Source organism: Acidovorax benzenivorans (assembly GCF_028680575.1).
Classification (GTDB): Bacteria; Pseudomonadota; Gammaproteobacteria; order Burkholderiales; family Burkholderiaceae_C; genus Acidovorax; species Acidovorax benzenivorans.
The window spans coordinates 1-11,489 of the sequence record NZ_JAPCKI010000008.1 but is presented as its reverse complement, the minus strand read 5'-3'; the positions used below and the strand labels follow the sequence as shown (position 1 = coordinate 11,489).

At 65.7% G+C, this 11,489-nt stretch carries 9 protein-coding genes; 2 read left to right on the top strand and 7 right to left on the bottom strand.

The window, feature by feature from the left end; genetic code table 11:
* The first annotated feature begins 62 nt into the window (after positions 1-62).
* Positions 63-1,241 carry an MFS transporter gene (locus OIN59_RS15030; protein ID WP_274112007.1) on the top strand — a complete coding sequence of 393 codons (1,179 nt, stop codon included), beginning with the start codon at positions 63-65 and terminating at the stop codon, positions 1,239-1,241.
* On the opposite strand, the gene OIN59_RS15025 is transcribed toward OIN59_RS15030, so the two are convergent.
* The gene (locus tag OIN59_RS15025) at positions 1,213-1,683 is read right to left on the bottom strand and encodes a hypothetical protein (RefSeq protein ID WP_274111691.1); all 471 of its coding nucleotides are present in this window, start codon (positions 1,681-1,683) and stop codon (positions 1,213-1,215) included. The two genes, OIN59_RS15030 and OIN59_RS15025, sit on opposite strands and share 29 nt — an antisense overlap.
* 103 nt (positions 1,684-1,786) lie before the next feature.
* On the opposite strand from OIN59_RS15025, the gene OIN59_RS15020 reads away from it, so the two are divergent.
* Positions 1,787-2,173, top strand: a complete 387-nt coding sequence (locus tag OIN59_RS15020; protein ID WP_274111689.1) for a MerR family DNA-binding protein — start codon at positions 1,787-1,789, stop codon at positions 2,171-2,173.
* 98 nt (positions 2,174-2,271) lie between these two features.
* On the opposite strand, the gene OIN59_RS15015 is transcribed toward OIN59_RS15020, so the two are convergent.
* From OIN59_RS15015 to OIN59_RS14990, 6 genes are all read right to left on the bottom strand, one after another.
* Positions 2,272-3,903 (bottom strand): SpoVR family protein, encoded by a 1,632-nt coding sequence (locus OIN59_RS15015; protein ID WP_274111687.1) that lies wholly within the window; start codon positions 3,901-3,903, stop codon positions 2,272-2,274.
* Positions 3,900-5,168 (bottom strand): YeaH/YhbH family protein, encoded by a 1,269-nt coding sequence (locus OIN59_RS15010; RefSeq protein WP_274111685.1) that lies wholly within the window; start codon positions 5,166-5,168, stop codon positions 3,900-3,902. Before OIN59_RS15010 ends, OIN59_RS15015 begins: the two co-directional genes overlap by 4 nt.
* Positions 5,169-5,242: 74 nt before the next feature.
* The gene (locus OIN59_RS15005) at positions 5,243-7,165 is read right to left on the bottom strand and encodes a PrkA family serine protein kinase (protein ID WP_274111684.1); all 1,923 of its coding nucleotides are present in this window, start codon (positions 7,163-7,165) and stop codon (positions 5,243-5,245) included.
* Between the two features lie 317 nt (positions 7,166-7,482).
* Positions 7,483-8,694 (bottom strand): FAD-dependent monooxygenase, encoded by a 1,212-nt coding sequence (locus OIN59_RS15000; protein ID WP_274111682.1) that lies wholly within the window; start codon positions 8,692-8,694, stop codon positions 7,483-7,485.
* A 37-nt stretch (positions 8,695-8,731) separates the two neighbouring features.
* Entirely contained in the window at positions 8,732-11,245 is a 2,514-nt protein-coding gene (locus tag OIN59_RS14995; protein WP_274111680.1) for a putative bifunctional diguanylate cyclase/phosphodiesterase, read from the bottom strand.
* The coding region (locus OIN59_RS14990; protein WP_274111678.1) for an EAL domain-containing protein at positions 11,242-11,489 on the bottom strand (248 nt) is incomplete at its 5' end. The genes OIN59_RS14990 and OIN59_RS14995, both read right to left, overlap by 4 nt.

Below are 11,489 nucleotides of genomic sequence, written 5' to 3'. Positions count from 1 at the left end.
CCTCCCTCGTGCCCACCTCGCAGCCCTCTGCACCGCTTCTCGCTCCCCGCACTGCCTGGTCCATGCTGCTGGCGCTGGTGGCTGGTTTTGCGTTGAGCCAGGCGTTTCGCACCATCACGGCCATCATGGCCACGGGGCTGCGTGCCGAGTTCGGGTTGTCGGCGCAGGCACTGGGGGTGTTTGCCGGGGCGTTTGCGTTTGCCTTTGGCACCATGCAGCTGTTCATGGGCATTGGCATCGACCTGTATGGCGTGCGGCGCACACTGCTGGTGGCGTTCCCGCTCACCATTGCGGGCGCGGTGCTGTCGGCACTGGCGCCGGGCTATGGCACGGTGCTGCTGGGGCAGGTGCTGATTGGTGTGGGCTGCGCACCTGCCTTTCTGGTGTGCACGGTGTTCATTGCACGCTACTTTCCCGCGTCGCGGTTTGCCATGGTGTCGGGTGTGGCCATGGGTGTGGGCGGGCTGGGTATGTTGTTCACCGGCACGCCGCTGGCCTGGCTGGTGCAGCAGTCGTCCTGGCGCATGGGGTTTGGTGTGCTGGCGGGCCTGGCGGCGCTGGCGTGGTTGCTGATCTTCTGGAAGGTACGCGAGCCCGCACAGCCCACCGACGATGCCGCTCCGCGTGAATCGGTGCTGCAGGCGGTGCGCGGCTTTGGCGCCTTGTTCTTGCTGCCGCACACGGCCGGCATCATGCTGCTGGCGCTGATGACCTATGCCTCATTTCTCACACTGCGCGGGCTGTGGCTGGGGCCGTTGTTGATCGAGCGGCACGGCTATTCGCTGGTGGCCAGCGGCAACGTGGCCATGCTGACGTCCCTGGTGTCGCTGTTCAGCCCGGCCTTTTTTGGTCGGCTGGACCCCGGCCCCACGCGGCGCAGGCGCTGGCTGCTGGGTTTTACGGCCCTGCTGGCGGCCTTGTTTGCGGCCATGGGCTTTTTGCACGCCGAATGGCTGGACGTAGGCGGCTCCATCGCCGTGGGGCTGCTGTCGGGCTACATGGTGCTGCAGTATTCGGACGTGCGCTCGGCCTACCCGGCCGCCATGACCGGGCGCGCCATGGCGGTGTTCACCATGGCGCTGTTTCTGGGCGTGGCGCTGATGCAGTGGGTCACGGGCGTGGCCGCGTCCCTCGCCACAGCGCAAGGTGCCGACCCCTATGTGGCGGTGATGCTCACCATAGCGGCCATGCTGGGAGTGGGTGCGGCAGCCTTCAGGCTGCTGCCCGCGCCCGCACCTTGACCCGCGCGGGGCCGGGCGGGCACGCTGCCGCGCTGGCACCGTCCACACGCCACCACTGCAGCACGCCAAACATCAGCTCAAAAGCGGTGAAGCCCAGCACGATGGCATTGGCCCCGTGCGCCACGGCGTAGATCTGCCAGGCGGCAAACAGGAAGCGCGCCACGCCATCGAGCCGCCCCAGCAGCAGCGAAGGCGCCACGATGCGCGCCACCGACCACACCACCACTACCGAGCCCAGCAGGTTGGCCAGCAGCATGTGGGTGGTGTCGAGCGGGTGCAGCGTGCCCGGCAGCCCCAGCGTCTGGGCCAGCAGGTTCAGCTGGGCGTAAAGCCAGGCAAAGGTCCAGGGCAGGGCAAACGGCCAGGTGACGAGCAGGTCGTACCAGCCGCTGGTGCGCACGATGCGCAGGTAACGGTCGGAGGCGAAAGCGGGGATGTGCATAACAAGAAACCTCTGTGAATGAATCAATGAGGTCCTGAGCTTCCACCTTGAAGTACGCTTCAGGGTCAAGCACTTTGTACTTTGTATTGAGAGGGAGCGTGGAATGCTGATCGGAGAACTGGCCACCGCCTCGGGCCTGAGCCGCGAGGCGCTGCGTTTTTACGAACAGCAGGGCCTCATTCGTGCACGGCGGCTCAGCAACGGCTACCGCGACTACCCGCCCGAGGTGGTGACGCTGGTGCAGTACATCCGCACCGCGCAGCAGCTGGGCTTTACGCTGGCCGAGATTGGCGACCGGTTACCCGCCATCTGGGATGCGGCCGAGCCCGGCCCCGCGCTGGCGCAGGTGCTGGCCGCCAAGCTGCAGGAGATCGATGCCCGGATTGCAGCACTGCAGACCCTGCGCCAGACGCTGGCCGAGCGTGTGGCCACCGACTGCCCGCTGCAAGCCCGTGCGCCACGGGCCAAGGCCTCTTCGCCCGTTTTTTGAGCCCAATCGGGCGGTAGCGCTAGTGCATCATGCGCCAGCAGCTATCAAAAACAGAGCAGCCATTCTTCGCCCGCTGCGCAGGCGCCAGCGCAGCCGGGTCAGGTGACTGAAGCAGGCACCTGGTGCAACAGCACCGGGTGGTTGCCGTCGGCGTCCACACTCTCGATCTGCACCCCAAAGCCCCACAGGCGCGCCACATGCCGCAGCACTTCCTGCGTGTCGTCGGCCAGAGGGCGGCCCTGGTACTGGGTGTGGCGCAGGGTCAGGCTGCGGTCGCCGCGCAGGTTCACGTTCCACACCTGGATGTTGGGCTCGCGCGTGCCCAGGTCGTACTGCTGCGACAGCATCTGGCGCAGGTTGCGGTAGCCGTTCTCGTCGTGGATCTCGCTGACCAACAGCTCACGCTCGTTGGCGTCGTCGTGCAGCGCAAACAGGCGCATCTCGCGCATCAGGTGCGGGCTGAGGTACTGGCCGATGAAGCTCTCGTCCTTGAAGTTGCGCATGGCATGGTCCAGCGCGGGCAGCCAGGGGGTGCCTGCGATGTCGGGGAACCAGTGCCGGTCTTCGGGCGTGGGGTACTGGCAGATGCGCTGGATGTCGCGGTACATGGCAAAACCCAGCGCATAGGGGTTGATGCCACTGTAGGCACGGTGCCCCACGGGCGGCTGGTAGACGACGTTGGTGTGCGAGCCCAGCCATTCGATCATCACGCCATCGCTCAGGTAGCCCTCGTCGTACAGGGTGTTGAGCAGCGTGTAGTGCCAGAACGTGGCCCAGCCTTCGTTCATCACCTGGGTCTGGCGCTGGGGGTAGAAATACTGCGCGATCTTGCGCACGATGCGAACGATCTCGCGCTGCCAAGGCTCCAGCAGGGGCGCGTTTTTTTCGATGAAGTACAGGATGTTCTCTTGCGGCTCCTGCGGAAAGCGGTTGTGCTCCTGCGCCGCATCGTCCTTGCCGGGACGCATGGGCAGGGTGCGCCACAGCTCGTTCACCTGCTGCTGGGCATAGGCCTCGCGCTGCGCGCGCTCCAGGCGCTCGCGCGCCAGGTTCTTCTTGGAGGGGCGGCGGTAGCGGTCCACTCCAAAGTTGGCCAGCGCGTGGCACGAATCCATGAGCCGCTCCACCTCAGCCATGCCGTAGCGCTCTTCGCACTGGGCCACGTAGTCCTTGGCATACACCAGGTAGTCGATGATGCTGGACGCATCCGTCCACATGCGAAACAGGTAGTTGCCCTTGAAGAAGCTGTTGTGCCCATAGGCGGCATGGGCAATCACCAGGGCCTGCATGGCGGTGGTGTTCTCCTCCATCAGGTAGCTGATGCAGGGGTTGGAGTTGATGACGATCTCATACGCCAACCCCATATGCCCGCGCCGGTAGCGCCGCTCGGTGGCCAGAAACTCCTTGCCGTAGCTCCAGTGCCGGTAGTTCACCGGCATGCCGACGCTGGAGTAGGCATCCATCATCTGCTCGGCGGTGATGATCTCCAGCTGGTTGGGGTAGGTATCCAGGCCAAAGCGCTCGGCCGCGGCAGCAATGGCCGCGTGGTAGCGCTCGATCAGCTCGAACGTCCAGTCGCTCGGGTCGGGCAACGGCTCGGCGGGTCGTTCCCCGGCGGGCAAGGGCTGGCCGGGCACGGCGCGATGGCGACGCTCGCCCACGGCGGCGGCTTTCCAGGGGTTGTCGGTGATGCGGCGCTCCAGCACCGGGTACTGCACAACGTTGTTCATGCGGGCACCCCCTCTTTCTTGAAGAGGTCGCGGAACACGGGATAGATGTCGCCCGGCTCGGAGACCTTGCGCATCGCAAAGTGGGAGAACAGCGGCAACAACTGGCTGTACTCGTCCCACAGGTTCTGCTCCTCCTCGGCCACCTGCACATAGGCAAAGTAGCGCACCAGCGGCAGGATGCGGTCTACCAGCAGGTCGCGGCAGTTGCCGCTGTCGTTGGTGAAGTTGTCGCCGTCGCTGGCCTGGGCGACGTAGATGTTCCAGTCGCCTTGCGGGTAGCGCGCACGGATGATCTGGTCGAGCAGCACCAGCGCGCTGCTCACCACCGTGCCACCGCTTTCGGTGGAGTGGAAGAACTGCTCCTCGCTCACCTCGGCCGCCTGGGTGTGGTGGCGGATGAAGACGATGTCGATCTTCTCGTAGTGCCGCGTGAGAAACAGGTACAGCAGGATGAAAAAGCGCTTGGCCAGGTCCTTGCGCGCCTCGTCCATGGAGCCCGAAACATCCATCAGGCAGAACATCACCGCCTGGCTGTTGGGCACGGGCACCTGAACGCGGGCCCGAAAACGCAGGTCGATGGGGTCGAGGTACGGAATCCGGCCCACGCGCTCCTTGAGCACGTCGATGCGGTGCTGCAGCTCGGCCACCGCCTCGCTGGTGCCGTCGTCCTGCGCCAGCAGGGCGTCCAGCTCGGCCTGCAGCGCCAACAGCTCGCGGTGTGCCGACTTGCCCAGCGCAATGCGCCGCCCCAGCGCCCCACGCATGGTGCGCAGCACGGCCAGGTTGTTGGGGATGCCGTCCTGGCTGTAGCCCGCGCGGCGCGACTTCCACTGTGGGTTCTCGCCAATGTGGGTGCGCAGCAGGTGCGGCAGCGCCAGGTCTTCAAAAAAGAGCTGCATGAACTCTTCCTTGGTCAGCGTGAAGGTGAAGTCGTCCTCGCCCTCGCCGCTGTCACTGGCCTGCGAGCCGCGCCCGCCCGCCCCGCCCTGGGGCCGCTCAATGCGGTCGCCGCGCACATGCTCTGCATTGCCGGGGTGCACGGTGTCGCGGATGCCGCCCTGGCCATGGTGGAACACAGGCTCGCTGATGTCCTTGCGTGGGATGGTGATGCTCTCGCCCTGCTCCATGTCGCGAATGCCACGCTGCGAGACCGCACGGCGCACACTCTCCGCAATCTGCTCCTTGAAGCGGCGGACAAAGCGTTCGCGGTTGCCCACAGATTTGTTCTTGCCTGCGAGCCTGCGGTCGATGATTTGCAGTGCCATCCCCTTGCTCCCCTGCATAGGCCAGCGCCCCGGCGGGACGCGCTGGCAAAACCTTCCAGAGCGATCAACAGCGATCAGCTGCTCTTGCGCACCCGCAGGTACCACTCACACAACAGCCGCACCTGCTTGGAGGTGTAGCCCTTGTTCACCATGCGGGTGACAAAGTCCTCGTGCTTGCGCGCCTCTTCGGCGCTGGCCTTGGCGTTGAAGCTGATCACCGGCAGCAATTCTTCGGTGTTGGAGAACATCTTCTTCTCGATCACCAGGCGCAGCTTTTCGTAGCTGGTCCAGCTGGGGTTCTGGCCCTGGTTGTTGGCGCGCGCGCGCAGCACGAAGTTGACGATCTCGTTGCGGAAATCCTTGGGGTTGGCAATGCCTGCGGGCTTCTCGATCTTCTCCAGCTCGGCGTTGAGCGCACCCCGGTCGAACACCTCACCGGTGTCGGTGTCGCGGTACTCGTTGTCCTGGATCCAGTAGTCCGCATACGTCACATAGCGGTCGAAGATGTTCTGGCCGTACTCGCTGTAGCTCTCCAGGTAAGCGGTCTGGATCTCCTTGCCGATGAACTCGGCATAGCGCGGCGAGAGGTATTCCTTGATGTAGCTGGTGTACTTGGTCTCCAGCTCGGCAGGAAACTGCTCGCGCTCGATCTGCTGCTCCAGCACGTACATCAGGTGCACGGGGTTGGCGGCCACCTCGGCGCTGTCGAAGTTGAACACCTTGGACAAAATCTTGAACGCAAAACGGGTGGAGACGCCCGTCATGCCCTCGTCCACACCCGCGTAGTCGCGGTACTCCTGGTAGCTCTTGGCGCGCGGGTCGGTGTCTTTCAGGCTCTCGCCGTCATACACCTGCATCTTGCTGAAGATGCTGGAGTTCTCGGGCTCCTTCAGCCGCGTGAGGATGGCGAACTGCGCCATCATCTTGAGCGTGCCGGGTGCGCACACGGCGTTGCCCAGAGACGATTCGCGGATGAGTTTCTCGTAGATGCGGGTCTCCTCGCTCACGCGCAGGCAGTACGGCACCTTGACGATGTAGATGCGGTCCAGGAAGGCCTCGTTGTTCTTGTTGTTGCGAAACGCCTTCCACTCGCTCTCGTTGCTGTGGGCCAGCACCACGCCGTCGAACGGGATGGCGCCAAAGCCCTCCGTGCCCTTGTAGTTGCCCTCCTGCGTGGCTGTCAGCAGCGGGTGCAGCACCTTGATGGGTGCCTTGAACATTTCCACGAATTCGAGCAAGCCCTGGTTGGCCAGGCACAGGCCGCCGCTGTAGCTGTAGGCATCGGTGTCGTCCTGGGCAAAGGTTTCGAGCTTGCGGATGTCCACTTTGCCCACCAGGCTGGAGATGTCCTGGTTGTTCTCATCGCCCGGCTCGGTCTTGGCAATGCCCACCTGCTTGAGCACGCTGGGGTAGCGCTTGACCACGCGGAACTGGCGGATGTCACCGCCATACTCTTCCAGCCGTTTCACCGCCCACGGCGACAGCACACGTTGCAGGTAACGGCGCGGAATGCCAAACTGATCTTCCAACACCGGGCCGTCCTCCTGCGCATCGAACAGGCCCAGCGGCGACTCGTTCACCGGCGAGCCCTTGAGCGCATAAAACGGCACCTTCTGCATCAGGGCCTTGAGGCGCTCCGCGATCGAACTCTTGCCGCCCCCCACGGGGCCCAGCAGGTAGAGGATCTGTTTGCGCTCCTCCAGCCCCTGCGCGGCGTGGCGGAAGAAGCTCACCACCTGTTCGATGGACTCCTCCATGCCATAGAACTCGGTGAACGCGGGGTAGCGCTTGATGACCTTGTTGGCAAAGAGCCGCGACAGGCGCGGGTCGTTGCGCGTGTCCACCATCTCGGGCTCGCCAATGGCGGCCAGCATGCGCTGGGCCGACGTGGCGTAGGCCATGGGATCACGTTTGCACTCGGCGAGGTACTCGTCGATCGACATTTCCTCTTCGCGGCTACGGGCATAGCGCGCGGCGAAGTTGCTGATGGCATCCATACGACCTCCTGTGACAGCACCCCTGACGGGCTCAGGTGGCACCACGGTGTTGCATTGGCTATCGCTACCGGCTTGGCCCTTTGTAGCACCACGAACTGCGCTTGAACAGCGAATTCGTGAGGTCATGATGGACCTTTTCAGGGCGTTGCACACACAGGGATAGAGCGTGGCACACTGCGCAAAGTTCACCCTGCAAAACCCGCTCACGGGTTGCCCCGGATAGGGAATGCACTGACAACCCAGAGGTCGTGTTGATGCCCCATGCGTGGAGCATGCGCCAACGGCTTATGCGCAGGACGCCCCGCGCACACCCCCCATCACAACGAACTGGCGCTAGAGCCGTCGCCCCGGTACAACCAGGGCACATCCAGCACCCGCTCGCCCAGCAGGCGCAACGACAGGTCGCGCCCCCAGCGCGCGGGCCCGGTGGCGTGGAAGATGCGCCCGTTGCGTGTAGACCTGGCCTGCACCCGCGCGTTGCGTTGCCAGCGGTTCAACGCGTAGCGGCGCAGGCGCAGCGGCACGTCGAGGTCGTGCATGGCCAACGCACGCTGCAGCTCGGCCGCGTCTTCAATCGCCATGCCCGCACCCTGGGCCAGATACGGCCGCATGGGGTGGGCCGCATCGCCCAGCAGGCCCACCAGGCCTTGCGCCATCTCGTCGGCGCTGCGCACGGGGGGGCGGTCGCACAGGGGCCACAGGCGCCAGCCAGCGCCGCCCACAGCACTCACGCTGCGCACAACATCCTGCAGTGCGGTGCAGGTGCCTTGCAGCGCATGCTCCAGGCCTGCAGCGTTGGCGGCATGGTCCCAGTTCTCCAGATCGTGCGGCGCGGGGCCTTGCACGATGACCACCAGGTTCTGCAGCTCGCCCCGGCGCACGGGGTACTGCACGGCATGCAGGCGCGGGCCCAGCCAGGCGGTGACCTGGCCCGTGCGCAGTGCATCGGGCAGCGCATGTTGCGGCACCAGCGCTCGGTAAGCCAGGTGCCCTGTCACGCGGGGCGGCACGGCACCGAGCAACTGGGTGCGCGTGCGGCTCCACAGGCCATCGGCGCCGATGAGCGCATCGCCCTCTACCGCCTTGCCCCGGCTGGTGCGAACCGTCACGACACCATCGGCATCGGTGAATCCGTCAATGGCGTGCTCCAGATGCAACTGCGTGTCTGTGTATTTGGTCACGGCGGCCAAGAGCAGGCCATGCAGGTCTGCACGATGAATGGTGGCGTAGGCCGCGCCATAGCGCTGCACCGCCGTGGGGCCCAGCGGCAGCACGGCCAGTTCCTGGCCGCTGACGGCGTTACGTACCTGCAAGCGGCTGGGGAACGCAGCCACAGCCAGCAACGGCTGCTGCAGGCCCCAGGCTTGCAGGCGGCGCACCACGTTGGACCCAATCTGCACGCCCGCCCCTACTTCGCTGAACGCGGCAGCACGCTCATACAGCCGCACATCCCACCCCGCACGCGATGCACCCAACGCCGCGGCCAAGCCGCCTATGCCGCCACCGGCGACCAACACCTGTTTTTTCATGGAGTGATTGTGAACTGCACGCGCTGGCGGGCGTTTGTCATAACGCAGGCCGTAGCGCCCGCTCCAGCACTTCGGCCGGCATGGGCCGGCCAAACAGGTAGCCCTGGAAGGCCTTGCAGCCGTAGCGCTGCAAAAACTCCAGCTGGCCTGTGGTCTCCACGCCTTCGGCCACCACGGCCAGGTCCAGGCTGTCGGCCAGGGCCAGGATGGTGCGCACGATAGCCGCATCGTTGGGGTCGGTCTGCAGGTCACGCACAAAGCTCTGGTCGATCTTGAGCTGGTCGAGCGGCAGGCGCTTGAGGTAGCTCAGGCTGGAATAGCCGGTGCCAAAGTCGTCCAGCGAGAAACCCACGCCATAGCGGCGCAGGCGCTCCATGCGCACGATGATGTCCTCCACATCGGCCAGCAGCAGGCTTTCGGTGAGTTCGAGCTTGAGTCGTTCGGGGTTGGCGCCTGTGGCATCCAGCACGCCCAGCACCTGCTCCACAAAGTCGGGTTGGCGGAACTGCCGCACGCTCACATTCACCGACAGGAAGAACTGCCGGGTGAGCGAGCTGCGCGACCAGGCCACCAGCTGTGCGCACGCGGCTTCCATCACCCATTGGCCCAGGGGCAGGATGAGCCCGGTCTGCTCCGCCAGCGGGATGAACTCGGCGGGTGAGACCATGCCACGGCGTGGGTGGCGCCAGCGCACCAAGGCCTCGGCGCCCTGCAGCCGACCTTTGCCGTCCACCACGGGCTGGTAGTACAGCACCAGCTCCTTTTCTTGCAGGCCCCGACGCAGGTCGGCCTCCAGGGCCGAACGGTTGCTCACGGCCGCCTGCATGTCGGGGTCAAAGAACCGCTGGGTGTTGCGTCCCGCCGCCTTGGCCTGGTACATGGCCAGGTCGGCGTGTTTGAGCAGTTCGTCCACGCTCACGGTCTGCCGGCCAAACAGCGCAATGCCTATGCTGGGTGTGCTGTGGTGACTGGCTTCGCCCAGGGCATAGGGCTTACCCAACGTGGTAGCGATGTGACTGGCAACCAGCGCAGCCTCGGCACTCGCGTGGGCGGGGTCGGGGCTGAGGCCTTCCACCAGCACCACAAACTCGTCGCCACCAAAGCGGGCCACGGTGTCGGACTCCCGAACGCAGCCTGTCAGGCGCTGCGCCACCTGCAGCAGCAGTTGGTCGCCGGTGTCGTGGCCCAAGGTGTCGTTAAGGTCCTTGAAGTTGTCGAGGTCGATGAACAACAACGCGCCCTGAGTGTCAGAGCGTGCCACCGCCAGCGTGGCGTGCTGCAGCCGGTCCACCAGCAAGCGGCGGTTGGGCAGGCCGGTCAGCGAGTCATAAAAAGCCAGGCGCTCGATCTGGCTCTCGACCTGTTTGCGCTCGGTGATGTCGCGGCCCACGCCCCGGTAGCCGCGCAGGGCGCCGTTGGCATCGAACACCGGCACGCCGCTGACCGAGATCCAGTGCATGCTGCCATTCGCTCGCAGGCGCTGCAGCTCCAGGTCACGGAACGGCTGGTGCGCCGCCAGCAGGGCGCGGTGCTCGGCCCAGTCGGCCTCGGTCATGTTCAGAGCGCCGATCTCCCAGCGCGTGCGCCCGATGACGTCCGACAGCGGGATGCCGTTCACGCTCAGGTCACCCGCCAGTTGCACAAAGCGGCCCTCGACATCGTGCTCCCAATACCAGTCGGACGACAGGTCGCTCAGCGACCGGAAGCGCGCCTCGCTCTCGCGCAGTTCGTTCTCCACGCGCACATAGTCGCTCACATCGGCAAACGTGCGCACCAGGCTCCCGTCGGCCAACGTGGTGGTGCGCACCTCGAACGTGCGGCCATCGCGCGTGGTGCGCCAGTACAGCGCCGGGGCGGCAGCCACGGCCCCCCGGGCCACGTAGTCATGTCCGCGCCGGTCCACCAGGCTGTAGCCCGCGCCAAAGTCGCCGCGCTCGGCCTGCACCCGCGTCAGATCGGCCAGCGTGGGGCGCGCGGCCATCAGCGACTCGGGCAGGTTCAGCAGCTCCAGCACCCGCTCGTTGTAGACGGTGATGCGACCGTCGGGCCCAGTCTTGAAGATGCCCTGGCTCATGCTGGCCAGTGTGGCCTGCAGAGCCGAGCGCTGCTCCTGCAGCATGGTCAGCGCCTCTTGCCAGATGCGGGCATCCACCATGCGCACGGGCTGGCCCTGTCCCTTGGCGCCCTGGACCAACGCCACCAGGCGGTTGAGCAGCTCGCTCAGATGCGCGGCGCCATCGGCCTCGCGCAGCACATAGTCGCCCAGCCCGCAGCGAAAGGCGCGCGCGGCCAGCGCTTCTTGCGCCGCGTCGATGCACATCAACACCGGGCGACCTGCACACAGCTCCAACAGGCCGGGCAGCTCCTGGTCGGTGGGCTTGAGGCACAGCACCACAGCGTCCCAGGCCTGGCTGGCCAGGGGGGCCTTGGCGGTCTCGGGCGTGGGGCTGTTGACCACCCGCCAGTCGGGGTAACGCTCCGCCATGAGCCGCCGCGCAGCCGCCGCATGCTGGGTATCGATGTCCACCCACAGGATGCCCACGCTGTTCATGGCTGCGGCTCCTGCTGCGAGGACCGTGCTGCGGGCCCCAGCAGCGCCGAGTGGCCTGGCAGATGCTCACGCTCAAACAATTCCACGGGTCCGGGCCTTCCAAACAGATACCCCTGAAACCCCTCGCACCCATGCAGCCTCAGGAACGATAACTGCCCCGTCGTCTCCACCCCCTCCGCCACCACCTCCAGGTCCAGGCTCTTGGCCAGTGCCAGGATCGTCCGCACGATCGCCGCGTCGTTCG

What these genes read in the sequence shown, in the direction of transcription:
- OIN59_RS15030 (WP_274112007.1), top strand. Translation starts at nt 63, where the DNA reads ATGCTGCTGGCGCTGGTGGCTGGTTTTGCGTTGAGCCAGGCGTTTCGC.
- OIN59_RS15025 (WP_274111691.1), bottom strand. Translation starts at nt 1,683, where the DNA reads ATGCACATCCCCGCTTTCGCCTCCGACCGTTACCTGCGCATCGTGCGC.
- OIN59_RS15020 (WP_274111689.1), top strand. Translation starts at nt 1,787, where the DNA reads ATGCTGATCGGAGAACTGGCCACCGCCTCGGGCCTGAGCCGCGAGGCG.
- OIN59_RS15015 (WP_274111687.1), bottom strand. Translation starts at nt 3,903, where the DNA reads ATGAACAACGTTGTGCAGTACCCGGTGCTGGAGCGCCGCATCACCGAC.
- OIN59_RS15010 (WP_274111685.1), bottom strand. Translation starts at nt 5,168, where the DNA reads ATGGCACTGCAAATCATCGACCGCAGGCTCGCAGGCAAGAACAAATCT.
- OIN59_RS15005 (WP_274111684.1), bottom strand. Translation starts at nt 7,165, where the DNA reads ATGGATGCCATCAGCAACTTCGCCGCGCGCTATGCCCGTAGCCGCGAA.
- OIN59_RS15000 (WP_274111682.1), bottom strand. Translation starts at nt 8,694, where the DNA reads ATGAAAAAACAGGTGTTGGTCGCCGGTGGCGGCATAGGCGGCTTGGCC.
- OIN59_RS14995 (WP_274111680.1), bottom strand. Translation starts at nt 11,245, where the DNA reads ATGAACAGCGTGGGCATCCTGTGGGTGGACATCGATACCCAGCATGCG.